The organism is Paenibacillus sp. FSL H7-0735, from assembly GCF_038008505.1.
GTDB classification, from domain to species: domain Bacteria; phylum Bacillota; class Bacilli; order Paenibacillales; family Paenibacillaceae; genus Paenibacillus_AQ; species Paenibacillus_AQ odorifer.
The window spans coordinates 4,964,030-4,990,565 of the sequence record NZ_JBBOZH010000001.1; the positions used below are offsets into that span (position 1 = coordinate 4,964,030).

A 26,536-nucleotide genomic window follows, 5' to 3' on the forward strand; every position below is an offset into this window, starting at 1 on the left:
TCCCTCCTCCGTCAATCCCCATTACAACATATGAGAATTTGCGGAAAAAGGTGAACAGGATCAGGAATGCCACTGCTCCCAAGTTTCCTGGGAGATCGACTCAAGCTCAGGTTTACGATCACGACCCATCAAGGCTTCAACTGCACTGCGTGGGCTTCTTCCTTGAAAGAGCACATGATAAATCTGATCCGTAATCGGCATCTGCACACCCAGTTTGAGCGAAATTGCATAAGCTGCTTCGGTAGTACGAATACCTTCGACTACCATCCCCATGGATTCCAGCACCTCGGCCAGCGGCTTACCTTGACCAAGCATGGACCCAGCGCGCCAGTTACGGCTGTGCTGACTAGTAGCTGTCACAACAAGATCGCCAATTCCGGCAAGGCCGGCAAAGGTCAAAGGATTGGCTCCAAGCTCAACTCCCACCCGAGAGATCTCAGCGAGTCCACGGGTTAAAAGCGCTGCTTTAGCATTGTCCCCATATCCAAGGCCATCGGATAGGCCTGCACCAAGGGCAATAATATTCTTAAGAGCACCGGCAAGCTCTACCCCAACCTGATCACGATTCGTATATACACGGAAATCGTTGTTGATGAACAATTCCTGCGCTTCGGCGCTACGCTTGTCATCAGGTGAAGCAACTACAACTGTTGTAGGACACCGGCGTACAACTTCCTCTGCATGACTTGGACCGGAGAGGACGACGATCTGCCCTTCGTCACAGCCCAGTTCCTCTGCAATTACGATGGACATCCGCTTATTGCTTTCCGACTCAAAGCCCTTCGTAGCATGGACACATAACATGTCATCCTTCCAGAATGGCTTCAGACTGCGAGCAACCTGCCGCATTCCTGAAGACGGAGCCACAATTACAACCGCCTTAGAACCGGACACTGCCGTTTCCATATCCGTAGTTGCAATAATGTTAGCTGGCAGAGCGATGCCAGGCAGATACTTATTATTCGTATGAGAGCCATTGATCTCGGCAGCTTGATCAGAGTTGCGTGTCCACAGATAAACTTCCGAGTGGTTTGCAGCCAGCACACTAGCCAGCGCAGTTCCCCAGCTCCCCGCTACAAGTACGGTAACTTTATCAGACAACACGATTCCCTCCTTTAACTTTTGAGCCTATCTTGTTCTCACGGCCTTCTACGATCTTTACAATATTCGTCCGGTGCCGCCAGAAGGCGAAGACCGCAATAATAATACTGGTCCAGAGCACAGGTTGTGTAAATCCTGTCAACAATAAAGCCACTGGTGTCAGTGCTACAAAAATTAATGAGCCAAGGGACACGTAACGTGTGATAAAGATAGACAGGATGGCGATGATACCGGCGAGCAGCGCTGGCCATAAACAAAGCGTAGCCATAACACCGATCGTAGTAGCAATGCCTTTCCCCCCACGAAAACGAAAATAGAGCGGCCAATTATGTCCGATGATGGCAGCGATTCCGCAAAGAGCCGGAACCCAGGTTCCCCATCCGCCGACCCAGGTTCCTAACCATACAGCGGCAACCCCTTTCAGCACATCCAGCAACAGCACTAATATTGCAGGACCTTTACCCAATACACGCAGTGTATTGGTAGCCCCCGCATTTCCGCTTCCGTATTGACGGATATCAATTCCCTTTAGCAACTTTGCAAGCAGTACACTAAAGCTGACAGAACCAAGCAAATAGCTTACAACGATAACCAGAAGTTCAAGCGCCACACTTCTTCTCCCCTAACCTTCGTTTTCGGATTTGCGCCGTGTAAAGAGACGGATTGGTGTTCCTTCGAAATTAAACGCTGCGCGAATTTTATTCTCCAGATAACGTTCATAGGAGAAGTGCATCAGCGATGGATCATTCACGAACACCACAATCGTAGGCGGCTTCACCGCAACCTGCGTTACGTAGTTAATACGCAAGCGACGGCCTTTGTCAGTTGGTGGAGGGTTAATCGCGATTGCATCAGATACAACGTCGTTCACCAAATGTGTAGTAATGCGCAGTGCGTGCTGTTGAGATACATGCTGTACAACAGGCAGCAGTTTTTGCAAACGCTGTTTGGTTAAGGCCGACAAAAAGACAACCGGTGCGTAACTCATAAACAAGAAATGGTCACGAATCTTAGTCTCAAAGTTTTGCATAGTCTTATCGTCTTTCACAATGGCATCCCATTTGTTCACAACAAAAATAGATGCTTTACCAGCTTCATGTGCATAACCAGCAATATGCTTGTCCTGATCGATGATGCCCTCTTCGCCGTTAATTACAACGAGGACCACATCAGCCCGTTCAATCGCACGCATAGCACGCATAACACTGTATTTCTCAATGTTCTCGTATACCTTGCCTTTTTTACGCATACCTGCCGTATCGATAAGCACATAACGTTGCCCATCACGTTCAAAAGGAGTATCGATAGCATCTCTTGTTGTCCCTGCAATATCACTGACGATAACACGTTCTTCGCCCAAAATCGCGTTGACCAAAGAGGATTTCCCTACATTCGGACGGCCAATCAAAGCTACACGAATGACATCCTCATCGTATTCATCATCTATTTTCTCAGGTAGGCGCTCAACTACAGCATCTAGCAAATCGCCGAGTCCGGTTCCGTGACTACCAGAAATTCCGATTGGATCGCCAAAACCAAGGCTATAGAACTCATAAATATCATCCGCACGCTTCATATTATCCACTTTGTTGATGGCAAGAACGACCGGTTTACCTGAACGGAACAGAATCTGAGCTACCTCTTCATCTGAATTCGTCACACCACTCTTTGCCTCACACATAAATACAATAACATCCGCTTCTTCAATCGCCAGCTCCGCTTGAACGCGGATTGATTTCAGAATTGTGTCTTCTCCATCAATTTCAATACCTCCGGTATCAATCACACTGAACGACTTACCGTTCCAATCTGAAATACCATAAATCCGGTCACGTGTAATCCCCGGTTTATCTTCTACAATGGCTAATCTATCGCCAATCAGCCGATTAAATATCGTCGATTTCCCGACGTTAGGCCTCCCAACGATTGCCACAACGGGTCTTGCCATATTCATTCCTCCTGTCATCCTTACGTTACTCATCATAGCAAAAAACATTTAAATTGGCTAACAATCATGTTAACTCTCATCAATCCTGCCGGTTCCGAAAAAAAGACAATCGGCGAACCCCCGTATCGAGGGCTCGCCGATTACTTTACCCGTATATTCAAAAGCTCGTTTAGGGATTAGTTATTACCCTTAAATTTGTCCAGCTTATCACCAAAACGTTCAGCAAGCGTAAAGCTAAGGCCTTCGTTGCTAAGGGAAACGTTAGGGTTGTTCAGAACTTCTTTAGGAGCTCTGTCTCTGCTATTGCTGCGTTCAGGTCTAGCAGATGGAGCTGGAGCTTCTTCAGTTTCTTTGATGCTCAGGCTAACACGTTTCTCGGATGGATTGAAGTCCAGAACTTTCACTTGAACTTCTTGTCCTTCTTTCAATACTTCGTGTGGAGTAGCGATGTGTTTGTGGGAGATTTGTGAGATGTGCACAAGACCTTCCACACCCGGAAGCAATTCTACGAACGCTCCGAAGTTCACAAGACGTTTTACAACGCCTGTTACAACATCACCGATGTTGATTTCGCCAGCAGCAGAGTCCCAAGGACCTGGAGCAGCAGCTTTGATGCTCAGGCTGATTTTTCCTTTTTCAGGATCAACCTTCAATACTTTAACACGTACTTTATCACCTTCAGATACTACATCAGAAGGTTTCTCTACGTGACTCCAAGCGATTTCAGATACGTGTACAAGACCGTCAACTCCGCCCACATCAACAAATGCGCCGAATTGAGTCAGACGTTGTACTGTACCTTCGATGATTTGGCCTTCAGATAGTTCAGCCATAATTTTCAGCTTGTTAGCTTCGAATTCTTCTTCAAGAACTTCTTTAGCAGACAAGATTACTTTGCTGTTCTCACGGTCAAGTTCTTTCACTTTAACGCGCAATGTACGGCCTTTGTAATCGCTGAAATCTTCAACGAAGTGACGCTCTACCATGGAAGCTGGGATAAATCCACGAGCTCCAACATCAGCTACGAGGCCGCCTTTAACAACGTCAGCCACAGTAACTTCGAAAGCTTCTTGGGAAGCGAAGTATTTCTCAAGATCTTCCCATGATTTTTCACTATCAACAGCACGTTTGGAAAGTACAAGGCTTTCCTTGTTGTCGTTGATGCTGACAACTTTACATTCTACTTCCTGTCCAACTTCTACTGCTGCAGCAGCGTTGTCCAGTTGTACTGCGGACAATTCGCGAATTGGAATCACACCGTCATATTTATATCCAATGCTTACATAAGCTTGGTTATCTTCGATTTTGACGATTGTTCCTTTCACGGTATCGCCTTTTTTCAGAGAAATGATTTCCAAGTCAGCTTGGTTAGTCACTTCTTCTTCGTTAACGGCAGCAACTTCTTCTACAGCTCCGTTATTTTCTGTCACAGCGGAATCCACCGCTTCTACGGATTCATTCTTTTCCGCAGCTTCCTGATTTTTAATTTCTTCAGACATGTGATTAGCCTCCTCGATTCAAAACCCCATTTATTTAAACCTGCGTATAGCAGAGTTCAAAACAAGCAATGCTTGATATTGCCACTTACACTTGATGATAGTATGTTCCAAAAAATAGCGGCTATGCCGTTATTTAATCAAAACATTGAGCAAAATTTATTGTTCTGCTCATCCCTTAACTAGCACTTGGTTTACCTGTCTCTTTCATCTCACGGATGCGATCCATAATGACATCGGTAACAGCCTCGAGAGATTCGCTCCCCGCACCGGCAAATTGACTAAGGTCTACAGGAGCACCGTAGACAACGACCATGCGTCGAAAGGGTTTATACTGGCCGATAATAGCCGCTGGAATAACTGCTGCGCCACTTCGAAGTGCAAAGCTAGCAGCACCCTTCTTGGCCACGCCGGCATCAGAGTTACGCGTACCCTCCGGGAAGATACCCATGACATTACCATTACGAAGTGTGTTAAGGGCCGTTTTTATGGATTCTTTGCTTACGCCGCCACGTTTCACCGGAAAAGCACCCAATTTATTAATGAGCCAGCCAAGCACCGGAACCTCAAACAGTTCAGCCTTAGCCATATACTTTACCTGACGGTCCAGCTTAATTCCAATAGTCATTGGATCAAGCAGACTAATGTGGTTAGCGCAGAGCAGTACCCCGCCCTCCTTTGGCACATTTTCTTTCCCCACAATCTTAAGCGGGAAAAGGATTGCGTAAATCAAGCGAAGCAATCCAACACAAATTGCATAAATCATAAATGATTTCTCTCCCCGTCAACATGAGATCTACAGTGGGATACAATGGCCTCCACAACTTGATCGATATTCATTAAGGTCGTATCCAGAAGAATAGCATCCTCTGCACGGCGCAGCGGTGAAATCTCCCGTCCTTCATCCAGACGGTCCCGCTTTGCAATATCGTGTTCAAGCTGCTGAAGCGTCACCGATTCCGCGTCTCTCAGTTCCTTATAACGACGGAGAGCTCGTTCTTCCACACTTGCCGTCATAAAAATCTTTACCTCGGCATCCGGCAGCACGGTTGTACCGATATCGCGGCCATCCATTACCACGCCTTTGCGAAGCGCCATCTGACGCTGCAATTGACTCAGTCTGGATCTTACATCCTCGATCTTCGCATACTGCGACACAAGGCCGCTAACCTGAAGGCTCCGAATATGTGGGGTCACGTCTTCCCCATTAATCAGCACCTTCTGAATGTCTCGTTCCGGAATAAGTTCAATCACCATGTCGCGAACCTTCTCGTTCACTCGCTGCTGATCTTCCGGTTCAATGCCTTCTTGGATCATATACCAGGTGATTGCCCGGTACATTGCACCAGTATCGACATAGATATAAGACAACTTCTGGGCTACCAATCGGGCTACAGTGCTCTTGCCTGCCCCGGCAGGTCCGTCGATGGCGACGTTTATTCTGTCATAAGTATGTGTACCCTGCCTATCCAACGGGGCATTCCTCCTCAAACACTCTTTCATAAAAAAAACATCTAGCGTTACGAAAACTATTCCTGCAATATCAAGGAGCACACATAAATTGTTATGCTTGATGATATTATCAAGAAAAAAGCAGGCATTGCCTGCGACTTATAAAATTATACCACAGTTTATACTTCAGTGCAAAATCAGACAGCTTAATAGAGCTGTTAAAAATGCTTATCTGTTGCGGAAATCAAACTGACGTTCGAAGCAATAACGGATAATTTTCTGGCGTTCCAAATCTGAAATAGCGACAAATTTCAACATGGCTAAAAGACGTCCATTCTCAAGCTTTTTAATGCGCACTACTTCACCTTCAAAATTGACATGCTCCGTGCTTCCGTTTCGATAAGGAACCAGTACCCAGCAGGACAATTTATTACCAACCTCCAGCTTTACTTGGTTATCCACCAAGAAGGAGATTCCTCCGCCACCAATATCATCTGTGCGAACCAGGAAGCGTTTGCCAAGGCTATCCTTCACAGCTAGCTCTAGATCAGCATTCACTCGGAAAAAGCTTCTTCTCTGGATCTTGAAAATCGAATCTGTCTCCGGCTTTTGAATCCTGACCATACGAATTACATCTTCTTTAAAGCCCAGCACATAAGTATTAAAGTAATTTTTAATGCCACCCTCAGTTAAAAAATAGACCGAAAGCTCGTCCCCCATAAAGAGCCTTTTTAGACGACCATTGCTCTCCTGCATAGGAATTTCAATCAGAAATGCGTCTTCTTCCGTCTCTGCAATTCTTGATCTATATTCAACTTCTGCTTCAGCAGCGTCACTGGAAGCAACCTGTATGTATAGATATTCGTTAATTTTAGGATACAAAGATGTCACCGCCACATCAGTTTAGTAATTATCACTAAGCCTGATTATAGCATGGGAATATCAGCCAGTCAGATATATTTTATAGATATTGCAAAAAAAAGGGACGCACCCAACTGCTGGATGCGCCCTCCCTTTTATTTTGCCTCAGACCCCGAAGAAGGTCTGATTTCTTCCACAGACTCTTCAATTCCATCCTCAGCGTTAATATAAATACGATACTTTGAGCCATTGACCCCTCCACCGAACTCGTAAGTCAAGACCTCGACGGAATCATCATTTTTAATCCAGGACAAGCGATTGTATTGCTCCTTGAAATCAGAATTCAGAAATTTTCTCGCCTCAGCAAGAGTAAGCTTTGGTTTTGGAAGCTGACGGTTGTCCTTATGCTCTTTAACATATTCGCTGGCCTCAAAACCGATGGTATCACCTGTATCCAGCCCCATACGAATAGTCATTTTTTCAGGATAAATCAATACATCATTCTGTTTGGTCACAAAGGTCAAATTCCCGATATTATCATAACGATCAGCGCTGACTGCAGTCATATGGGGATATCCTTTTTTCTCAAGAAACTTCTCGGCTTTGGTAACTGCTTCTTTAATAGATACCTTGGCAGGTCCAATCTCACGGTTATCATAATAAGAGATCAGCAATCCGCCATTTTTTGTGAAATCCATACTGATGGTGTGCTTTTCATTCGAACCACTAACTGTTGCCGTATAGGATGGCCATTCGGTGTTCTTCCCATTTTCTTTAACATCGACTTTAGCGTTGGAGCCCGCATCCGCGAACTTCAATGCCTTACGTTTGATGTCTTCGGCAGTCACGGGGTTACCTCCGAGCATTTTGACGGAACGTTTATCGTAGATGCTTGCTACTGAAGGGCCCCAGTCTAGCTCAGGGTATGCGCCAACACGTTTATCCACCGTTTTGAAACCGTCAATAATCGTGTTGTCCTCCGCTTTATTTTCTGTTGCCAATGCCGTTTCAACATCCATCCAGCGCAGCCGGTTGCCAATGACTTTATTCTGTACCTCTTGCAAATCCTTAGAGATTTCTCCCGAGTTCTTATATAATGCTTTTAGATTACTCAATTCTCCATCTGTCAGAGGTTTTTTAGTGAAGTCACGAATCCCGGCTTTATAAGAAAAGTTGGAGATTTTGGACAGAAACTCCTCTGTTTTGCTAAATGGCAGCAAGGTCAGCGGCAGCTGATTAATCTCATTTTGGGCCTCACTGGTCATCCGCCACACATTGACGAGTCCTTTGCGGTGCATCCCGTTAGAAGCAGAATTAACCGCAAGCGTATTTCCAAGCTCACCATGAAGACGGTCCACATGATAGGACAAATCGTGAAAGGCGCGTTGATATTGGTTTTCCGCCTTAATTAGTATTGAATTCTTCTCCTGGTTCTCCTGATAACCCCACACAAGCGCACCAATCAGCAGCAGCGCGGTCAGCGGGAACATTACAGCACTTAATCTTTTGTACATAGGGCTACAAGACTCCTTTCGATAGCTTATTGGCGTTAGTTTGACAATAAACTAGGAGTCTTATGCACTGAAGTTGCTACACCATGTGACTATAACGTCCGCTCATGCTCTTTCTTCAATCTCAAAGCCACTGCTATTACTGCAAAGGCATTGTTTAAAGCCGGTTTGAATGATACCATGCTCTTTAATCCCTCTTAATATGTAGGTCTCACCGCACTGTTTGCAAACGATACGTACTTTTATACGCAAAAAAAGACACCTCTCTCCTCTCTGGAATTCCTTACTAGGAACTGCCCTTCGAATATAAGTGTGTCCATCTCGATTATAGGTTAACCTCTTCTTCACGTTTCAGAAAGCGGAAAGGAGAACGGCTGTTGGCCCTAGCTACCTTTCCCATACCTCCATACCATAGGATAGCCATCAGAGGCACAATAAACCATATCCAATAGTTAGCTGTCGTACTCAAAATAAAGTCATATATCCCATGCCACATCCATGGCAACAGTAGCGAAAAAACCAGAATTCTCCGGGTCTTAACACCTTTTGAGAACTTCGCCCTCCCCATATGGTAGCCCATGATCACACCAAACATAGCGTGTCCAGAAACCGGAAGAAGTGCTCTCAGAAACATTGATCCGATTGAAGCGTTGCTATACCAAGCGTACATTACATTTTCTATTGTTGCGAAGCCGAGCGAAATCGCCACAGCGTATAGTATCCCATCATATGGCTCGTCAAATTCGGTATGATTGTAAATCATATGGTAAAGCACAAACCACTTTAGACATTCTTCCACGCCAGCGGATATGAGAAACGACTCCACATACGGACCGCCATTTAGTCCCAGCATCAGCCCTCTCTGAATGATCATGACAGGAAACACAATCAGAAGGCCGAGCAAGAATACTTTAATGACTACATGAAGCGGTTCTTGATCATACTTGTCTTTCAGATAAAAAAAGGTCAACAGAGCAAGTCCCGGCGCCACTGCCGACGAAATAACCGATAACACGAGCACCGAATAACCTCCCTATACTCCTAAACCCTATTACTGCCGTTACACAGCAAGGTAGATGATAACTTTGATACAAGAATGACCGACATATCACCAACAACAAGACTAGGGCTGATCGGCCTAAACAATGGTCATCAGCCCCTAGATCTTGCCTAATTACTCCTGACGCTTAAAATGAGTGCACAATAACTGGACCGCATTCTCCGGCATCACTGTTTTCCCATATTCATCGAGAACAGCTTCTGTGACCGGTGAGGAATCTCCAAACTCAGCTAGTACGCCAACAAGACCTGACAACGCCGTTTCTTCAAATTCCTTTGGATCGAAATACAGATACCATTTATTGTTATAAGAATACAGTTTCCCCTGGGAAGTAATATTACCGATGAGCACATGGGCCGCTTCAACCAGAACCTCGAAATCGCGGAATGCATATACAATGGAGTCGCTTTGTTCAAGAGTAACTTCCATTTCATAAATCTCTTCTGGCAATTCTTCTTCCCCGGACGCACCGTACTGATGGTGATCATATTTTCCTCGGGTCACTATAACGACCATGCCTTGCGCGGGCAATGCGAAAACTTCTACGGCAAGCGGACCCGTGGCATCAAAACCTAGTTCACTATATGCTTGATCCATCATCTCCGTAAACAGGTCATGAACCTTAGGAACTTCCTGCCACATGTCTTCCTTCTGGATGCCCCGCTCGCTCAGGTCGTCAAAAGTGAGGAAAATCCGTATCTTATCTTGACTTAATCGCTCTATTCTCATGACAGGATCCTCCTTTTGCAAGCTCATTTATTATAATGTATGATGAGTCCCGAGTAATGAGCCAAAAATGGTTACTATGTAAGTATGTTATCATTTTGCCGAGATAAATGCACGTAAATAAATATATAAAATCCTCTCTATTGAATAAACCATTTTCAGAGCCCTGAATAATAAAAAAGAATCATTCTGCGGAATATTTCATCCCCAAAATGATTCTGATGGAGTCCTTTACGGTTACAATCCCGGTATGGTTGTATGCGTTTCTTTAAGAATCTGCTCTACTTCGCTCTTCACTTCAGGATTGCTGCGAATGAATTCCTTTAACAATTTAAGATTGGATTCCTTCGACTTCACTGGTGATTCAGTCTTATGCTCAGTGGTTCCGCTACTTGAACCGTTACTTTGAGCATTACTGCTTGAAACAGCAGTGTTACCAAAACCAGTCGTGGCCATACCGATTATTTTTTCTTTTGCTTTATCTGCAGCTCCACTCATGGAACCACCCGATTGCCCTAGCGAAGACATTAAAGAATTCCGCTTTTTGGACATAATCATACTGGCTGCGGCGCCCATCAGCACCCCGCATAAAAATGACGAAGTATTCATATTTCCAGCCTCCTTGTATGGTAAAATCATGTTTAGTGTTCGCGGAAAGATTCCGGCTCATACAACCTAATAACAAGAAAGCGAGTTGAAAAAAGTGGGTAAAATGACATCAGTGCTCCTATTGGCTACCTTGTTGCTTACTGCCTGTGGCAACAGCGGTGCAAATGGAAATACAGCTAAGGAAACAAATGCCTCAAACAATCCGCCCACGGCGGCAGCTACACAAAGCGCAGAAACTACGGCGCCATCACCTGAAGCAACAGCCAGTCCTACCCCTGAAGCAACAGCAGATGGAGGTACTACAGGAAATAGTACAGCCAGTAAGGGCGAAGCATCCGCTGAAATTCCACTGCTGTACCATATGAACAAAAATTACGATATCGTCCCTAATGAGGAAGCTACAAATAAAAAAGTGGTTTTGCTCACCTTTGACGACGGTCCTAAAGATGCGGCAATGATTAACCCTTTGATGGATGTTCTGGACAAACATCAAGCTAAAGCCATCTTTTTCGTGAATGGTTATCGTGTTAAGGAGCATCCTGAGCTTCTGGAGTTAATACATAACCGCGGTGGAATTATCGGCAACCACAGCTGGGATCATATTGTATTGAAAGACAAGTCCTATACTGAGGTTAAAAAGCAAATCGAAGATGTTCAAAATATTGTCAAAGAAACGCTTGGAGAAGCTCCTCACTTTTTCCGTCCGCCACATGGTGCTGGCGGGGATGTTGGCAAGAAGGTCGCTGCCGAGAATGGAATGTTATACATGACCTGGTCTGTAGGCTCTCTTGACTGGGAAATGAAAGAAAAAGAAACGGGTAAGACAGAAAAATTGATCAGCAATGTTACCGATCAGCTGCATTCTGGCAGTAATATCCTGATGCATGAGCTACCATGGACCGTTGAAGGTCTGGATACCCTGCTCACTACACTTGAGGGCAAAGGATATAGCTTTGTTGATCCGCGCAGCATTGAGCTAAAAATGCGTTGATCTCATTATCCGTACATGTCCGATAATTGCTTCGTCAGTGCAAATGTTTCAAATCAAACGAAAAATAGAAGGGGGTTCCAAAAGCCATTTGCATGGCTTTGGACCCCCCTTTTTTTACGCTACCTATTTTTCTTACTGGAAAGAGTAAGCACTATTGGGTTGATTTACGCAGTGTCAGCACATGCATTTCAGCAGGACTACCCCAGCGAATTGGCAGATGTGCTGTTCCAAACCCTCTGCTGATCAGCAGCAGCGCATTTTTTGCGGAACCGTCACCTCTTGGCCAACTAAACTTTCCAGCGTCATATTTATGATAGAAATGCTCAACATGTCTTTGACCCACAAACGGAAGGATCACCTGGCCCCCATGCGTATGACCTGCCAGAATCAGGTCCGCTGGCACACTTTGGCGCTTGGATAACCAAAGCGGATCATGTACAAGAATTATACGACAGGTATCTTCAGCAGAAGTGTTTGTGGTTAATTGCGGAAAAGGACGGTATGGAGTTTTGCCCCCATTTTTCGGAAAATCAATTCCGGTTAACCAAAGTTTAGCTCCCTCACGTTCAAAAGCCACATTTTCATCCATTAACAGTTTTGCACCACTGTCCTGAATAATCTCATCCACCCTTGTAATATTAGCCCGATAATCATGATTTCCATGCACTACATAGGTAGATGCAATAGAAGTAACTAGAGTCATATTATCGACAAGACGATTTAAAGGGCTATCTTTTTCCGTTAGATCTCCTCCCAGAAAGACAACATCTACTCCACCCTTTAATGGCATCAGAAGCGCGGACGGAAGGCGGCGGCGATGGATATCTGTTATAAACAAGATACGAAATCCATCGAACTCTTCAGGTAGCGAATCTAGCATTATTTCCTCGGTAATAATTCTGTTTCTAAACGCGTTGATCACCATGATTATGACAACAGCCGCAGCTATCAATAGAATGGCCAAGACCACTCCCCATGCCCATGTACTCACCATAATGTACTCAGCGGAGGCGCTCCTTCAATTCCCCACCAAAGCAGCCCTATTAGCAAAATAACAAAGATAAAAATCAAAGAATTCACAAACATCTTGCTTAGACGAACTTTTTCTGAAGAATAAGTATCTGAACGAGAAGGAACAGATTCTTCGTCCTTCTCTTTACTTCCTGTGGAAGAGCGCTTTGCAGAACCTGCTGGGCGGCGAGCTTTTCTTGATAAAGTTGCAGTAGAGACCCGAGCGGTAGCATTTTTCTTTATAGGAGCAGACTTCTTTTCAGGAGTAGCCTTTTTTACAGCCTCCGAAGTCCGCTTCTCTTTTTTACTTTTGCCAGGATGTTTGCTTTCACTTTTGTGTTGTTTTTGTCGAGACTTTACCCGGCTTAATTCCTCACTCATGATTCCCTCCTATAGCGGATCACCAGACCTGAGATCAGGTCGATGAAGAAGTGACATAGTATAGGGGCCCAGAGGCTGCCCGATTGAATGTAAATATATCCAAGACCATAACTGCTTAAGAACACCCAGCCGGTAGGTACAAAGTGACGTAAATAACGGACATGAATAAGAGCAAATACTATACTCGTCCAATAAGGGCCAATGGAATATTGGATGGCTCCGCGGAATAAGAGCTCCTCACATACCGATACAATTGCTGCTATGACGATAATATGCCACACAGGTCGATTTCGAAATAAAAGGTCGTTTATTCCACCATCATCCATGCTCTCCTCAGGGACAATATGTGTCAATAAATAGTCAACAATTAGCATTGCAGCAGCAAGTCCGAGGCCCCATGCCACAAAATGTACTTTTTCTGGAATAATTAATAGCTGAAAAGGATTTCTTTTCTGAAATAATATCCATATCAAACCGATAATTAATGTGAGCCCCTGAGTGATATAGAGATTGAGCAGCAGAAGACGGTCTGTCAACTGGCCTGGTTCTACCTTTTTAACCTTAATCTCGCCAAATTTGAATTTTTTCATCGTGACCTGCCTGTTCTTTATTTTTTTCGGGCAGCTCCGAGAGAGAAACCGTCCATAGTGTTGCTATCAATACATAATACATAGGATAATCCCCCCAGAAAAAGGAGCATTTATTATGAGCAAACGTAAGTCCCGCAATCAAATGTTATACACGCTAGTTTTTTTGTTTTTCCTAGTTTGCGCCTTCGCCGCATTTTTTACTGGCGTCAAGGTTGGCGCAGACAAAACTGAAGCCAAATATGACAATCAATCAAGTATGAATGGTTTAGTAGAATTCACGGGCTCTTATCAACAGCAGGATCTGGTTACTTTCTATCATAACGTATTTTTGCCCTATCGGGAATTCAAGCGAAATTGGAACATTCAAGTAGATAAGTTAGCGCGCAGCACAGATGCTCGTATGAATGCGGCAGTAATGAAGAATCTAAGTATTCTAGCAGACCAGCAATATGAGAGAGTTAATCAAGATTCTATTTTCACTAACTCTCCTCTATTACATCAGTCACAGGTCAATGTGCTCAAAAGCTTAACTTTATTTTCTAAGGCCTCCGGCAAAGTCTCTACTAGTGCATCTGGTGCAGAGACCGCAAAGTTATTGAAAAATGATGAATTTACAACTGGCGCCGTGAAGTACGGTCTGTTAGCACAAAAGAACTTCTATGATTCTATGCTAAAATGGGGCTCTAAGACAAACCAGAAAATACCTTCTGCACCTGGCGAACTAAAAACGATGTCTTTCATTCAGTGGAAAAAAATGCCCCTTCTTTTGAAGAATGCTTCTATCGCTGACATGATGTTGAATCGCGGAATTTTTGCAGGTTATGATCCTCAGGACATCACTGCTAAAATAGACGATATGATTTACTCAGGCACTGCAAACTCATTAAATCTTTCGGATATCCAGTCCTCAGTAACCTTGTTGATTTCTACAGGTGCTGTGCAGGAACAGGATTTTGTAAAATGGCGGGAACAGTATTATAACAGGGAGACACTTCCACAGCTTCCGTTCTTTTTTGAATAGAACCAGTTATTGAATCATAACGAAAAATGAAGTTCACTTCAAGAAACGCTACTTGTAAAGCCTATTGACACAACTTGCATACCGTGTTACATTATGAAAAAATTAATCATTCAAAACCGATGATGGAACAAAGATCCTGGAAGTCTTCAGAGAGCCGGTGGTTGGTGCAAACCGGTGACGAACAGCTATCTTTAGCGCTCCTGAGATATTGTATCGAACCTTAAAGTAGGTACAATCGGATCAACTCCGTTAACAGTGTGGCCTATGCAGGCCAATGAGGCTGCTTCTTCCAAGTTGCAGTGAATTAGGGTGGTACCACGAAGATAACTCTCGTCCCTTACTACGGCAGTAGTATGGGGTTGAGAGTTTTTTTAATTCCCTAATCCCCCATAAATACTACCTTATGCCCAAAGTTACCGATTTCGCGGTACTCTTGCACGCTGTTTCTTTTGTGCGACACCGCGTTGATCTACTATTATTACATGTTTTTCTCTACTAGTTCGTGAACCTTCTGGTATTGTGGACAGTCCATCAGGGCGTCCTCGACATATAAAGCTTTTCAACTTTAAGGGGGATAAGAAACCATGTTTAAAGTATTAGTATCGGATCCAATCAGTGATTTGGGCATTCAGCAATTGATGGACGCAACAGATGTAGTTGTAGACAAAAAAACAGGTCTCAGTGAAGATGAGCTCGTTGCAATCATCGGTGAATATGATGGTCTACTCGTCCGCAGTCAAACTACAGTAACTGAAAAAATTATCGAAGCTGGAAAAAACTTAAAGGTCATTGGTCGTGCAGGTGTGGGTGTAGATAATATCAAGCTGGAAGCTGCTACTCAACGTGGGGTTGTTGTTATCAACGCTCCTGATGGAAATACCATTACAACTTGTGAGCATGCTTTTGCAATGATGATGGCACTGGCCCGTCACATTCCACAAGCTTATGCAAAAACAATTGGTGGAACCTGGGATAGAAAAACCTTCGTGGGTGTAGAGCTTCGCGGCAAAACTTTAGGTGTACTGGGAATGGGCAGAATCGGTAGCGAAGTGGCTAAACGTGCCAAAGCTTTCGGCATGGAAATCCTTGCTTTTGATCCTTTCTTAACTGCTGAGCGTGCTGAGAAACTGGAAGTAAAATTAGCTTCCGTTGACGATGTAGTCCGCGGAGCAGACTTCATTACTGTGCACACTCCACTTACTCCGGAAACACGCCATATGATTTCCCGCCCGCAATTTGAAGTGATGAAAAAGGGAATGCGCATCATCAACTGTGCCCGTGGTGGTGTAATTGATGAAATGGCGTTAGTAGAAGCTATTGATAGCGGTATTGTTGCTGGCGCTGCATTTGACGTATTCGAAAAAGAGCCGCCACAAGCAGATCACCCATTCTTGTCGCATCCAAAAATTATCGTGACTCCTCACTTGGGCGCTTCTACAATTGAAGCTCAGGAGAATGTAGCGATCGATGTATCGGAACAAGTACTGCATATTCTGCGTAATGAACCGTTCATCAATGCTGTAAATATTCCTCCAGTTGCTCCAAGCGTAATGAACAAACTCCAGCCTTACTTCACACTTGGTGAGAAGCTGGGCAGCTTTGTTACCCAAATTACAGATAGTGCTATTCGTGAAATCCATGTTGAGTATGCGGGTGATCTGTCAGATGTCGATACCCAACCACTTACTCGTTATATTGTGAAAGGCGTGCTCTCCCGCCACTTCGCTGAGGATGTTAACATCGTTAACTCCATGCACTTGGCAAAAACACGCGACGTTAATGTAGTAATAACTAAAGCTTCCAAAACTAAAGGGTTCACTAATCTGATTACCGTGACCCTTAAAACAGATCACGACCAAGAACGTCTCGTAGCCGGAACATTGCTGCAAGGTTATGGAGAAAGAATTGTTCAAGTGAACAAGTTCCCAGTTGATATCGCTCCTGAAGGACATCAAATCGTCGTATCCCATAACGACAAACCAGGGATTATCGGACTTGTGGGCACATTGCTGGGTGAAAATGATGTCAATATCGCCTCCATGCAAGTGGGACGTAAAATCGTTGGTGGCGAAGCAATCATGCTGCTGACCGTTGATAAAGCTGTACCTACTCATGTGCTTGTGAAGCTTGCTGGCCTGCCAGAAATCAACACTGCCGAAGAAATCATTCTTCTGTAAGCAATAAGATAGAAATCAAACAACAGAGCAGCGACTCTCCCCTTATAGGAGTTTCGCTGCTTTTGTTGTTGATCGTCGACCTATTTCGGCTTCATTTACAACACCGAATCGAGTTCCCCTGGAGACTTACGGACCCAGATGGCCTTATAAGCAATAACTTCACCTTTGAAGCAGTGTTTCGGACTCCAGTGCCGCTATTCCTCAAAAAGAGAGCTAAATCAGGTGTTTTGCCTATCCATAGCGTCTATGGGGACCGATAGCGTCCTAAATATACGAAAATGCTGCATTTAAGATCAGCTCTGTCCTTTACTGCTTCGTACACAGAAATGGGATCAAACAGATCAAGTTTGCTGTTTAGACTAAGAATGCGGGAACAATCCGCCCATCGATGTCGGTAAATCCATACTTTTCAGCGAGCTTAGCAACCTGCTGCGGTTGACCGGTCATAGACATAACCTCAGGATCGGTTGCGAGAGCAGCGGCTGCCCTACCGATATAGGTTGTGGATTCAGTCATCTGCAATTCTTCAACCTCATGCCAATGCTCCTCATCCGTGGTCATGCTCTCCAACACCGCCTCTGTCCTCATCCAGCCCGGAGTAAGAGGAATAACTGCAATGTTGTCCTCTTTAAGCTCAATCGATAACCCGTAGGCCATACGCACAAGTGTATTTTTAGAAAGATCATAATAGAAGTTTCCGAGATATTTGTAATGATCCCAAAAGGTTGTGTGGATGATTAGACCGCCAGCTTTTGCCTCGCGCATTAAAGGTATGGCGTAATAATTTGTTACCAACTGTGCCCTCACACCCGCATTAAACATATTGTCCCAATGCGCTGTTGGAAGCTCCCAGAAAGACTTCTGCTCAATAAGTAAATCGTTGCCGCCCCATACATTGTTGACTAAAATATCAAGCCGCCCTTGCTCTGAAGCAATCTGGCGAATGACCGTCTCTGTCTCCTGATCTTTTGTATGATCACATCGTATGGCGCTGCCGGACCCTCCCTCCGCTTTTATTTCCCTAAGCACGTTATCAATGCTCCGCTTGCTTTGCCCTGTGCCAGAGGCCTCTGTCGTTCTGCCCGTAATATAAACGAATGCACCTTTCCTTGCCAGCTCCAATGCAATTCCTCTACCAGCACCTCTGCTGCCTCCGGTGACCAATGCTACTTTTCCTTTTAAAGTCATGTTCTCAATCCTTTCTACATTTGTTTTTCTCTAAATGTTCTATATTTAATCCTTACCTTATATAAGTATAATTCTTTAATATGACATCAACTGACATATATAATATAATAATTAATTAAGAACTGACTAACATTTATTAGGAGGAGGAATGTTCCCTTAATGAGAGCCGATCGTTTGTTATCCATCTTACTTTTGCTGCAAAATCGTGGAAAGATGACGTCCCGTGAGCTAGCCCAGACCTTAGAAGTGTCTGAACGAACTGTGTTTAGAGATATGGAAGCCTTATGTACAGCAGGAATACCGATTCTTGCCGAACGGGGACGCGAAGGGGGCTGGATGCTCACAGAAGGATACCGAACCTCGTTAACGGGTATGAAGCCCTCAGAGATTGCTACTCTGCTGCTGTCCGCAGACTCCTCGATTTTAAAAGATCTGGGTATACAAAACGACTTTTCTTCTGCCGTACTCAAGCTGGAGGCTGCTTCGCCATCTAGGACGAATAATCCAGCCAGTTACCTAAGCCAGCGCATCCATATTGATGGTGCCAGCTGGCACCCTTCCGACGAGACCTATCCGTTCCTATCTATCCTGCAGGAAGCTGTTTGGGAAGATCGTAAAGTAAAGATCACTTACCCACGGAATGACGAGACGAAGGAACGTTTTATTGAACCTCTTGGGTTAGTCGCAAAACGTGGAGTTTGGTATGTAGTGGCACGAACCGAGGATGAAATGCGGACTTTTCGCGTGTCAAGATTAATACAAGCTGAAGCAACTAATGAATCATTTGTCAGACCTGAGACTTTTGATTTAAAAAGCTACTGGGAACAGTCGACTTTAGCTTTTAAAGCAGCTCTGCCAAAATATGTAGTGAAATTAAAGGTGAATGAGTCTATTCTTAAAGAATTACAACGTGAAAGATATGTAACTATAACTTTAGTAGAACCCTCTGCTAATACTGGGTGGATGAACGTAGAGGCCGAGTTTAATACTATAGAATCTGCCTGTCGTATCGTACTCTCTTTTTCTCCTTCAGTTATTGTTTTAGCTCCTACCGAACTTGTAGGGATGGTAAAGTCTGCTATTAAAACAATTTCCACAATATATGAGGAATTTTGACATGAATTCTAAATATCTACTACTTAAAGAAGATTTATGACACTTCTCTATAGACCAATGACCTATAAATCCCCTATAATAACACCATTACATAAAATTTAATAAGGGGGACATTTTACCAATGAGCTGGATGCACAAACTTCCGTTAAAACAAAGAATTGTTGCCGGATGTTACCTCGTTGCCGCACTGTTTGCTATTCCTGTCTTAGTTACGTTAATGATTCTAGGTCAATTTCTCGTAGGAATTATACTAGTAGTTGTTCTTGCAGGTCTGACTTTACCTGTTGCTCGCTTCGTGGAGAGAACGCTTACATCATCTTTTGATGATATTGCTAATGTATCTCACAGTATTTCGAAGGGGGATTTCACTAGCAGAGCGGACGAAAATGGTTCAATGGGTGACGTAAGCCGCTCCTTTAACACAATGATTGATAAGCTCAAGAAGATTCTGACCGATGCATCGCAGATCACCCGTCAAGTAATGGATGCAAGCCGCGGAATCGAAGATAAGAACCAGAACCTGAAAATTGTTATGGCACAAGTAGCCTCTTCTTCTACCGAGCTCGCTCTTGGTGCAAATGAAATATCTACGGATATCGCTGATATGACAGAATCCATTAAAGACATTGAGACCAAAGTATCCAATTATACGAACTCCACCAAAGAAATGAACAGACGTTCAATACATACCTTAGAACTTGTTGAGCAAGGGCGCCAATCCGTAGATACACAGGCTGAAGGCATGCGTAAAAACATAGAGGCTACACAAAAAGTGGCTGATACTATTGAAGCTCTCTCACAAAATGCCCGCGGGATTACGATGATCACCAAGACCATCACAGAGATCGCTGAGCAGACCAACCTGCTGTCACTCAATGCCTCCATCGAAGCTGCTCGTGCCGGAGAGCATGGTCGGGGTTTTGCCGTTGTCGCTCAAGAGGTTCGCAAGCTTGCTGAGGAATCTACGGCTTCCACAAAAGAAGTATTCGGTTTGGTCCGCAGCATTGAGTCAGATATTAAACAAGCCATCGATAATATCGCCATCAATGAAGAGGTTGTGCAGGTTCAGAATGAAATGATCACTCAATCTGCCCATATTTTCGCACAAATTGTACAAAGCGTGCAGTACATTACCGAGCAAATCTCTTCATTCTCTGCGGAGAGTGATCTTATGCTAGAAAGTGCCTTGAAAATTTCCAGTGCAATTGAGAATATCTCAGCAATCACCGAAGAAACCGCTGCAGGCACTGAAGAGGTATCGGCGGCTATGAATGAACAGATTAATGCCCTGCAGTCTGTTGCAGAAGAAACGGAAAAAATGACCCAGGCCGTATTTAATCTGCAAAAAACCATTCATATCTTTAAATTCTAGTTCAAAACTATCAACTGCCACCTAAGCTGAGTCTTAGGTGGCAGTTTTTTTCGCGAGGCAAAACTTCATCTCTTGGACAAGACTTTCGTCAAATTTCGAGTTTTTTTAGCGGATTATGTTGACAAAAATTAATGAGGAATATATTGTAAAGGAAAATTATTCTTATCAACTATAAATTAATATTGGCAAAATCCTCGAAAGAGGATGACGCAAAACCATGGATCTACAGCCTCATTTTTTCGTTTGAGGCCATGATTGCCAGGTTGCAGAGGAACCAGGACGGCTGAACTATTGTTCAGTCTTTGCGGCGCCTTATGCCACCAACCTGTGCTTACTATAGAGCACAGGTTTTTACTTTTTGAGTATATTGATCTATCGTATCTATTCGGTAGATTAATAACTAATATATATCAAAAAACTTGTGAGGTGTTTCTTTTGAAGACAGTCGCAGATTACATGGCGGAAGCACTACGTAACCTAGGAGTCACCCATTCTTTTGGGATCATTGGCAAATCGATTTGTCCAATAGTTCTAAAGATGGTCGATTACGGTATTGAATTTATTCCCGGTAGACATGAAGCAAGCTCCGGATTCGAAGCAGCAGGGTATGCGCTGAAAACGGGTAACCTAGGCGTAGCATTTGGTACTTCTGGTCCTGGTGGAACTAACCTGCTCACAGCAGCAGCTCATGCGAAAGCTAACAACCTACCTGTCCTGTTTATTACTGGCCACCAATCCATTACAGAGCTTGGAATTCCTCAATGTCAGGACTCCACCTCTTTTCTGGCTGATTTAGCTGATATGTTCAGACCTGCCACCTTGTTCAGTAAATTGGTTGAACGTGGGGATCACTTTGGTACTATTTTTAATCATGCGATTTCTGTGGCCCTGGCCAAACGGGGTCCTGTTCATCTTTGTATTCCTTTTGATGTACAAACTGAAGTATTGGAAGAATGCAATATTGTAATCCCTGAAAGAGAGTCTCTAATTAGTCAAGCAAATATCGATAGAGTCATCGATGCTATTCAAGCTGCTAAGAATCCTTTGATTATTGCGGGTAAAGGAATTAACCGCTCCGGAGCACATAAAGAGCTTGTTCAACTCGCAGAAACTTTTAATATTCCTGTAGTAACATCTCCTGGTGGAAAAGGGGCTATAGTCTGGGATCACCCGCTCTATCATGGTCCTATTGGCGTTGGCGGTTCGACCCACGGGGATGATTTATTGAATAAAAGCGATCTGTTTATAGTGCTTGGATCACGTTTAAGTGATATGACCATCTGTAATCTTAAACGGGAGAATCATCCAGCAACTTTAATTCAATTTGATATTGATCCAACCTTTGTCGGAAAAATCCTATTGTCCAAAACGATACCGGTCACTGGGGACCTGCGCGATAATTTGGTGCACTGCCTAAATCATATTGACCCCAGCACAATCACCAAACGTGAGGCTTTGGCCGATGCTGATTATTCAGAAGAGCTTCCAACCCTCAAGAATCTTTCACTGGCTTCAGTAATGAGCACTTTAAGTGATTTGATCCCTTATAATAATTCAATTTTCGTTGATGATGGAAGCCATGGATTCCACGCTGCAAAATGGTACAAGGTTAAGAAACCGGGCAGCTTTTTTTTTGATGCTTATTTTGCTTGCATGGGTAATTCGATCGGCATGGCTATTGGTGCAAAAGTTGCAGCTCCTGAAGAAACTGTCCTCTGCATTACAGGTGATGGTTGTTTCATGATGCTCGGCGCTGAGATTAACACCGCTGTCTGCAAAGATATCCCTGTCATCTTTATCGTGGTCAATAATAAGCAACTAGATATGGCTCTTAAGGGTATGGAGAAAACCACAGGTCGTATCGATGGAACTCTATATGAAGTACCAATGGACGCCGTGAAATTCGCTGAATCTCTAGGTGCTAAAGGCTACAAATGTGAGACTGCGGATGAATTCACAGCTGCAATTAAAGATGCGGTAGCTCTAAACCATGTTGCCGTTATTGAACTACTAACAGACCGTGATGAAGTCCCTCCGACTGCACACCGTACTTTGAACCTAAACTAGGAGGCTAACCATGAAGGAAAATATCAACAGTGGTCTCAACCACTTCACGAATCTATCAGGAGACTATGGCGCAAAAGCACTAGCTCCAATTAAAGACCACTTCCCTGACTTGGCTGAATTTATTATGGGGAATGCCTATGGCGATATTTTTCAACGTAATACTATAGCCCCTGACTGGAAGGAAATTGCAGTCATTTCATCTTTAATTTCAATGGGTCAATTCGAACAGCTGGGTGTTCATTATGTTATGGCCCTTCGTGTTGGAGTCACCGTAGAACAGCTTAAAGGCATTCTATTACACTTAGTACCCGTTATAGGGGCACCTAGAATCATCACAGCTTTTAATATCCTGCTTGCAACCATAGAAGAAATCCAATAACCCAACAGTTCGACAACAATATACAAAATTCGACTTTATTATTGCATGCACTTGAAAAATATGCCTATAATAGAGTCGGAATATCCCAATACTTGCTGTATAGTGTCGAATTTTGACTTTTATAAAACAGCTAAGTGGATATATAAAGGGCTGGATATTGCAGTCGAACTGTTTTGGACAAATTCAATCTATGGGAGAGATTTAGGCATGGGAAGTTTCATTTTGAAGACAGACACTGCAAACAAGGTTATTAACATTGAGTTGGATGGAACATTTTCTGAAGAAGATGGTCTAAAATCTATTCAAGCTTATCAACAAACTATCAATCCAATTACTCCAGCTGACTATGAACTAAAAATCGACTGCAGAAAGCTAAATGTAACTGCACCAGATGTGGTACCTCTTTTAGAAAGCTGCTTTGTAATGTTTAAGAATGATGGTTTTGTAAAAGTAAATCTAACGCTTGAAAATAACCCGATCCTCAAAATGCAGCTTTCCCGTCTTGGCCGTAAAGCTGGACTCGATAACATCGAGATCATTTCTGCGGTTACAGTCTAGATCTTTTAATCTTAATATGTAGGCCACATTTTACTGCTTTCCTGGAGGCGTATTATGACCGGAATTCCTATTAAAGGCATTGATATCTATCATCCCAGCAATATAGTTGGTAACGACTTTTTCATTAAGCATTTTGACGAAAAAGGCATTGATATTCGAGGTCTATTATCCGCATTAGGTCGTATTACACGGTATAGTATTAAGGATGCGGATGAGAATTCCCTTACGATGGCTTTTGAGGCTGCCCGGAATGTTCTGGAGAAAAGTGGTCTCACAGGTGCCGATATCGACCTTATTGCCTATGCAAGTCAAACTCCTGAGTATATCTTTCCTACCAACTCATTAATGATTCACCGTTTGATCAAAGGCGCATCCCATACGATCTGCATTGACAGCAATGCTAATTGTGCGGGTATGACGGCTTCAGTGGAACAGGTTAGCCGTCAGATGCAAGCGAATCCTAGGATTAAACGAGCGTTGGTAATCGGCTCCGATTATGTTACCCCTCATGCCGATAAGAATGATCCAGTCTACTACGCTAACTTCGGTGATGCAGCGGCGGCAGTCATTCTTGAACAAGCTGAGGATGTAGTCGGTTTCATTGACTCTATCTACCAAACGGATCCTTGTGTTTGCGATAAATCCAAGTTCCCGTGCGCAGGCCTGGCTAAACTGGGTAAACAAGGTGTAGCGGCTGGAGAGTTTAATGTGAAGTTTATTCCTTTTGATGATTCCATTTGCATAGATGCTGCTTCTGAGTCTATTCGTACTCTACTGTCTAACAACAATATCGCGCCTGAAGCCATTAAAGCAGCCTGCTTCTCACAGTTTTCATTGCCTAATATCTTAGAGATGTGTGAGAAAGTCGGTATTGATCGCAATGTAGCGGTATACATAGGGGATGAATTCGGATATACCTCTACCAGCAGCCCATTTATTGCTCTACATAAAGCTGTAACTACTGGAAAGATCGAACGTGGTGATAAAGTCCTGTTCTGGACAGTGGGCGCCGGTTGGCAAAATGTAGCATTTGTTATTGAATATTAGGAGCTATATAACAAAAAGCGGCAAGCTAGGGATTCACCTAAGCTTGCCGCTTTTTGTTATAAATATGAACGCAACATCAAGACTTACTTGCAAAGGTGAGCCCCTTTTCCGCAAGAGCACTCCGCAGTAGAACGATCGCCTTTGGCCCCAATCCATGTAGCTGCAGAAGCTCTGCCTCCGTAAGCTTGCTGAATTGTTGAAGCTGAACATATCCAGCCCCATGCAGGGCTCGAAGCGCCGGCTTAGATAGTCCGCCCGGCAGATCAGATTCGGTTCCGTTAATCATAGACATATACAGCCCCTTTATCACTGATATCCTTCATGCTTCTCCCAACCCATGGTACGCGCTACAGCGTCCTTCCAGGCGTTGTAACGACCTTCCCGCTCAGTTATACCCATCTCAGGCGAGAAGACCCTCTCAGCCTTGTTGAAGCTCTCTAGCTGGGCACGTGTCCAGACTCCGGACGTTAATCCCGCCAGAAGCGCTGCACCTAGCGCTGTTGTCTCCGCATATGTTGTTCTAGTAACCTCACTGCCCAGGATATCAGACTGGAATTGCATCAGCAAATCGTTACGCACAGCTCCGCCATCCACACGAAGGCCGGTCAATGGCATGCCTGCGTCTTTTTCCATAGCTCCTATTACATCTCTAGATTGAAAGGCTAAGGACTCCAATGTAGCTCGTACCAGATGTCCTGAGGTAGTGCCTCTAGTAAGGCCAAATATGGCTCCACGGGCATACATATCCCAATAGGGTGCCCCCAGTCCGGTAAACGCAGGCACAACGATAACCCCTTCACTGTCCTCTACTTCCCGTGCTTTATCTTCTGAGCCTGATGGCTCCTCTATAAGACCAAGCCCCTCCTGCAGCCACTGAACGGCCGCTCCGGCCACGAACACACTGCCCTCGAGAGCATAATAGAGTTCATCTCCCATACCCCAAGCTACAGTGGTCAACAAGCCATGGCTGGAGGCTACAGCTTCTGTGCCTGTGTTCATTAGAATAAAGCAGCCTGTACCATAGGTGTTTTTGGCACTGCCGGGTTCTAGACAAGTATGTCCAAACAATGCGGCCTGTTGATCTCCAAGTACAGAGCGAATTGGAATATCCGCCCCAAACCACTGTTTGTCTGCTATTCCAAATTCGCCGCCAGACATTCTTACTTCTGGCAGAATGGTACGCGGAATACGAAGCTCTTGCATTAGCTCTTCATCCCAGCACCGTTCATGAAGATTGAACAGCATCGTACGTGAGGCATTGGTAACATCAGTCGCATGTACGGCTCCGCAGGTAAGTCGCCAAATTAGCCAGCTGTCGATCGTACCTGCCAGAAGCTCCCCTCGATTCGCCCGCTCTCGGGCACCATCCACGTGATCCAGTATCCAGGAGATTTTGGTAGCTGAGAAATAAGCATCTACAACAAGGCCCGTCTTGCTCGCAATAACTTGCTCCAGCCCTTTACTTTTAAGTTCTTCACATTGCTCTGCAGTACGCCTGTCCTGCCACACGATCGCAGGGTATATCGGTTTGCCCGTTGTTTTATCCCAGATTAAAGCCGTTTCTCTCTGATTGGTTATTCCGATGGCAGAGATCTCCTCAACCGCTATGCCACCCCGCGCAATCGCGTCTCTTGCCGCTGCGAGCTGTGACTCCCAGATTTGCTCAGGGTCATGCTCTACCCAGCCTGGATGGGGGAAGGATTGCTTAACATCATATTGACCTTGTGAGACCCATTTAGCCTCCGTATCGAACAATATGGCTCGTGAGCTGGTAGTACCTTGGTCTAAAGATAAAATCATTCTATGCCCTCCCAAGCAAAACCTACAAGATATGTTCCACGATGAACAAGATTAATGTGTTTGTTTCAACAAAA

General features: G+C 44.2%; 26 protein-coding genes, 1 riboswitch and 1 other annotated feature. Of the genes, 9 read left to right on the plus strand and 17 right to left on the minus strand.

From position 1 onward, the window contains the following. Nucleotides 1-60: 60 nt before the first annotated feature. The 11 genes from NSS82_RS22635 to NSS82_RS22685 all read right to left on the minus strand — a co-directional run bounded on the left by NSS82_RS22635 (nt 61) and on the right by NSS82_RS22685 (nt 10,764). Nucleotides 61-1,101: an NAD(P)H-dependent glycerol-3-phosphate dehydrogenase gene (locus tag NSS82_RS22635; protein WP_076127494.1), complete on the minus strand. Its 1,041-nt coding sequence runs from the start codon at nt 1,099-1,101 to the stop codon at nt 61-63. Then, the gene (plsY, locus tag NSS82_RS22640; protein ID WP_036676213.1) at nt 1,094-1,711 is read right to left on the minus strand and encodes a glycerol-3-phosphate 1-O-acyltransferase PlsY; all 618 of its coding nucleotides are present in this window, start codon (nt 1,709-1,711) and stop codon (nt 1,094-1,096) included. The genes NSS82_RS22635 and plsY overlap by 8 nt, the downstream gene beginning before the upstream one ends. 12 nt (nt 1,712-1,723) lie before the next feature. Further along, entirely contained in the window at nt 1,724-3,049 is a 1,326-nt protein-coding gene (der, locus tag NSS82_RS22645; RefSeq protein ID WP_036676212.1) for a ribosome biogenesis GTPase Der, read from the minus strand. A 176-nt stretch (nt 3,050-3,225) separates the two neighbouring features. After that, nucleotides 3,226-4,548 (minus strand): 30S ribosomal protein S1, encoded by a 1,323-nt coding sequence (gene rpsA, locus NSS82_RS22650; RefSeq protein ID WP_170914203.1) that lies wholly within the window; start codon nt 4,546-4,548, stop codon nt 3,226-3,228. 175 nt (nt 4,549-4,723) lie between these two features. Beyond that, nucleotides 4,724-5,311, minus strand: coding sequence for a lysophospholipid acyltransferase family protein (locus tag NSS82_RS22655; RefSeq protein ID WP_036676211.1), 588 nt, complete (start codon nt 5,309-5,311; stop codon nt 4,724-4,726). After that, complete coding sequence (gene cmk, locus NSS82_RS22660; RefSeq protein WP_254924541.1) at nt 5,308-6,018, minus strand: (d)CMP kinase; 711 nt, start codon at nt 6,016-6,018, stop codon at nt 5,308-5,310. Before cmk ends, NSS82_RS22655 begins: the two co-directional genes overlap by 4 nt. A 207-nt stretch (nt 6,019-6,225) precedes the next feature. Further along, the gene (locus tag NSS82_RS22665; protein WP_036676209.1) at nt 6,226-6,879 is read right to left on the minus strand and encodes a flagellar brake protein; all 654 of its coding nucleotides are present in this window, start codon (nt 6,877-6,879) and stop codon (nt 6,226-6,228) included. Between the two features lie 134 nt (nt 6,880-7,013). Continuing rightward, complete coding sequence (ypeB, locus tag NSS82_RS22670; protein ID WP_036676206.1) at nt 7,014-8,372, minus strand: germination protein YpeB; 1,359 nt, start codon at nt 8,370-8,372, stop codon at nt 7,014-7,016. A 322-nt stretch (nt 8,373-8,694) separates the two neighbouring features. After that, complete coding sequence (gene prsW, locus NSS82_RS22675; RefSeq protein ID WP_038572438.1) at nt 8,695-9,390, minus strand: glutamic-type intramembrane protease PrsW; 696 nt, start codon at nt 9,388-9,390, stop codon at nt 8,695-8,697. A gap of 153 nt (nt 9,391-9,543) precedes the next feature. After that, nucleotides 9,544-10,158, minus strand: coding sequence for a genetic competence negative regulator (locus NSS82_RS22680; protein WP_036676203.1), 615 nt, complete (start codon nt 10,156-10,158; stop codon nt 9,544-9,546). 234 nt (nt 10,159-10,392) lie between these two features. After that, nucleotides 10,393-10,764 (minus strand): hypothetical protein, encoded by a 372-nt coding sequence (locus NSS82_RS22685; RefSeq protein ID WP_036676200.1) that lies wholly within the window; start codon nt 10,762-10,764, stop codon nt 10,393-10,395. A 121-nt stretch (nt 10,765-10,885) separates the two neighbouring features. Between NSS82_RS22685 and NSS82_RS22690 the strand changes: the two genes are divergently transcribed. Beyond that, the gene (locus NSS82_RS22690; protein WP_445254018.1) at nt 10,886-11,755 is read left to right on the plus strand and encodes a polysaccharide deacetylase family protein; all 870 of its coding nucleotides are present in this window, start codon (nt 10,886-10,888) and stop codon (nt 11,753-11,755) included. A gap of 151 nt (nt 11,756-11,906) precedes the next feature. Here the strand turns inward: NSS82_RS22690 and NSS82_RS22695 are convergent, their stop codons facing one another. The 3 genes from NSS82_RS22695 to NSS82_RS22705 are packed head-to-tail and all read right to left on the minus strand — an operon-like array spanning nt 11,907 to nt 13,737. Continuing rightward, nucleotides 11,907-12,749, minus strand: a complete 843-nt coding sequence (locus NSS82_RS22695; RefSeq protein ID WP_052097190.1) for a metallophosphoesterase — start codon at nt 12,747-12,749, stop codon at nt 11,907-11,909. Further along, entirely contained in the window at nt 12,743-13,147 is a 405-nt protein-coding gene (locus NSS82_RS22700) for a hypothetical protein (RefSeq protein ID WP_076141318.1), read from the minus strand. The genes NSS82_RS22695 and NSS82_RS22700 overlap by 7 nt, the downstream gene beginning before the upstream one ends. Then, on the minus strand, nt 13,144-13,737 hold the full coding sequence (locus NSS82_RS22705; RefSeq protein WP_036676197.1) for a CPBP family intramembrane glutamic endopeptidase: 594 nt from the start codon (nt 13,735-13,737) through the stop codon (nt 13,144-13,146). The genes NSS82_RS22700 and NSS82_RS22705 overlap by 4 nt, the downstream gene beginning before the upstream one ends. Nucleotides 13,738-13,852: 115 nt before the next feature. On the opposite strand from NSS82_RS22705, the gene NSS82_RS22710 reads away from it, so the two are divergent. Next, nucleotides 13,853-14,758, plus strand: coding sequence for a hypothetical protein (locus NSS82_RS22710; protein ID WP_076141319.1), 906 nt, complete (start codon nt 13,853-13,855; stop codon nt 14,756-14,758). Between the two features lie 110 nt (nt 14,759-14,868). Continuing rightward, nucleotides 14,869-15,099: a binding site (T-box leader), on the plus strand. Nucleotides 15,100-15,342: 243 nt separating this feature from the next. Continuing rightward, on the plus strand, nt 15,343-16,935 hold the full coding sequence (gene serA / locus NSS82_RS22715; protein WP_036676193.1) for a phosphoglycerate dehydrogenase: 1,593 nt from the start codon (nt 15,343-15,345) through the stop codon (nt 16,933-16,935). A gap of 354 nt (nt 16,936-17,289) precedes the next feature. Here the strand turns inward: serA and NSS82_RS22720 are convergent, their stop codons facing one another. Continuing rightward, nucleotides 17,290-18,123, minus strand: a complete 834-nt coding sequence (locus NSS82_RS22720) for an SDR family NAD(P)-dependent oxidoreductase (RefSeq protein WP_076273544.1) — start codon at nt 18,121-18,123, stop codon at nt 17,290-17,292. Nucleotides 18,124-18,282: 159 nt separating this feature from the next. Here NSS82_RS22720 and NSS82_RS22725 point away from each other — a divergent pair, with 159 nt between their 5' ends. The 6 genes from NSS82_RS22725 (at nt 18,283) to NSS82_RS22750 (ending at nt 24,662) form a co-directional block, all read left to right on the plus strand. Continuing rightward, the gene (locus NSS82_RS22725) at nt 18,283-19,239 is read left to right on the plus strand and encodes a helix-turn-helix transcriptional regulator (protein WP_038572440.1); all 957 of its coding nucleotides are present in this window, start codon (nt 18,283-18,285) and stop codon (nt 19,237-19,239) included. Between the two features lie 121 nt (nt 19,240-19,360). Further along, nucleotides 19,361-20,611, plus strand: a complete 1,251-nt coding sequence (locus NSS82_RS22730) for a methyl-accepting chemotaxis protein (protein WP_036676188.1) — start codon at nt 19,361-19,363, stop codon at nt 20,609-20,611. A gap of 174 nt (nt 20,612-20,785) precedes the next feature. Then, nucleotides 20,786-20,882, plus strand: a riboswitch (cyclic di-GMP riboswitch). A gap of 155 nt (nt 20,883-21,037) precedes the next feature. Further along, nucleotides 21,038-22,678 carry a thiamine pyrophosphate-binding protein gene (locus tag NSS82_RS22735; protein ID WP_143761336.1) on the plus strand — a complete coding sequence of 547 codons (1,641 nt, stop codon included), beginning with the start codon at nt 21,038-21,040 and terminating at the stop codon, nt 22,676-22,678. Nucleotides 22,679-22,688: 10 nt separating this feature from the next. Further along, nucleotides 22,689-23,057 (plus strand): carboxymuconolactone decarboxylase family protein, encoded by a 369-nt coding sequence (locus NSS82_RS22740; protein WP_036676184.1) that lies wholly within the window; start codon nt 22,689-22,691, stop codon nt 23,055-23,057. Nucleotides 23,058-23,264: 207 nt separating this feature from the next. Next, the gene (locus NSS82_RS22745) at nt 23,265-23,615 is read left to right on the plus strand and encodes a hypothetical protein (protein WP_076101486.1); all 351 of its coding nucleotides are present in this window, start codon (nt 23,265-23,267) and stop codon (nt 23,613-23,615) included. Between the two features lie 54 nt (nt 23,616-23,669). After that, the gene (locus NSS82_RS22750; RefSeq protein ID WP_076273542.1) at nt 23,670-24,662 is read left to right on the plus strand and encodes a ketoacyl-ACP synthase III; all 993 of its coding nucleotides are present in this window, start codon (nt 23,670-23,672) and stop codon (nt 24,660-24,662) included. Between the two features lie 76 nt (nt 24,663-24,738). Here NSS82_RS22750 and NSS82_RS22755 read toward each other — a convergent pair whose 3' ends face one another. Beyond that, nucleotides 24,739-24,954, minus strand: coding sequence for a DNA-binding protein (locus NSS82_RS22755; protein ID WP_036676180.1), 216 nt, complete (start codon nt 24,952-24,954; stop codon nt 24,739-24,741). Between the two features lie 14 nt (nt 24,955-24,968). Beyond that, complete coding sequence (glpK, locus tag NSS82_RS22760; protein ID WP_076273541.1) at nt 24,969-26,462, minus strand: glycerol kinase GlpK; 1,494 nt, start codon at nt 26,460-26,462, stop codon at nt 24,969-24,971. Nucleotides 26,463-26,536: the final 74 nt, after the last annotated feature.

Excerpts from the sequence above, each read along its gene's own strand:
- der (WP_036676212.1), bottom strand. The coding sequence starts at position 3,049 with ATGGCAAGACCCGTTGTGGCAATCGTTGGGAGGCCTAACGTCGGGAAA.
- rpsA (WP_170914203.1), bottom strand. The coding sequence starts at position 4,548 with ATGTCTGAAGAAATTAAAAATCAGGAAGCTGCGGAAAAGAATGAATCC.
- NSS82_RS22655 (WP_036676211.1), bottom strand. The coding sequence starts at position 5,311 with ATGATTTATGCAATTTGTGTTGGATTGCTTCGCTTGATTTACGCAATC.
- ypeB (WP_036676206.1), bottom strand. The coding sequence starts at position 8,372 with ATGTACAAAAGATTAAGTGCTGTAATGTTCCCGCTGACCGCGCTGCTG.
- NSS82_RS22680 (WP_036676203.1), bottom strand. The coding sequence starts at position 10,158 with ATGAGAATAGAGCGATTAAGTCAAGATAAGATACGGATTTTCCTCACT.
- NSS82_RS22685 (WP_036676200.1), bottom strand. The coding sequence starts at position 10,764 with ATGAATACTTCGTCATTTTTATGCGGGGTGCTGATGGGCGCCGCAGCC.
- NSS82_RS22695 (WP_052097190.1), bottom strand. The coding sequence starts at position 12,749 with ATGGTGAGTACATGGGCATGGGGAGTGGTCTTGGCCATTCTATTGATA.
- NSS82_RS22700 (WP_076141318.1), bottom strand. The coding sequence starts at position 13,147 with ATGAGTGAGGAATTAAGCCGGGTAAAGTCTCGACAAAAACAACACAAA.
- NSS82_RS22705 (WP_036676197.1), bottom strand. The coding sequence starts at position 13,737 with ATGAAAAAATTCAAATTTGGCGAGATTAAGGTTAAAAAGGTAGAACCA.
- NSS82_RS22710 (WP_076141319.1), top strand. The coding sequence starts at position 13,853 with ATGAGCAAACGTAAGTCCCGCAATCAAATGTTATACACGCTAGTTTTT.
- serA (WP_036676193.1), top strand. The coding sequence starts at position 15,343 with ATGTTTAAAGTATTAGTATCGGATCCAATCAGTGATTTGGGCATTCAG.
- NSS82_RS22720 (WP_076273544.1), bottom strand. The coding sequence starts at position 18,123 with ATGACTTTAAAAGGAAAAGTAGCATTGGTCACCGGAGGCAGCAGAGGT.
- NSS82_RS22725 (WP_038572440.1), top strand. The coding sequence starts at position 18,283 with ATGAGAGCCGATCGTTTGTTATCCATCTTACTTTTGCTGCAAAATCGT.
- NSS82_RS22730 (WP_036676188.1), top strand. The coding sequence starts at position 19,361 with ATGAGCTGGATGCACAAACTTCCGTTAAAACAAAGAATTGTTGCCGGA.
- NSS82_RS22740 (WP_036676184.1), top strand. The coding sequence starts at position 22,689 with ATGAAGGAAAATATCAACAGTGGTCTCAACCACTTCACGAATCTATCA.
- NSS82_RS22745 (WP_076101486.1), top strand. The coding sequence starts at position 23,265 with ATGGGAAGTTTCATTTTGAAGACAGACACTGCAAACAAGGTTATTAAC.
- NSS82_RS22750 (WP_076273542.1), top strand. The coding sequence starts at position 23,670 with ATGACCGGAATTCCTATTAAAGGCATTGATATCTATCATCCCAGCAAT.
- NSS82_RS22755 (WP_036676180.1), bottom strand. The coding sequence starts at position 24,954 with ATGTCTATGATTAACGGAACCGAATCTGATCTGCCGGGCGGACTATCT.
- glpK (WP_076273541.1), bottom strand. The coding sequence starts at position 26,462 with ATGATTTTATCTTTAGACCAAGGTACTACCAGCTCACGAGCCATATTG.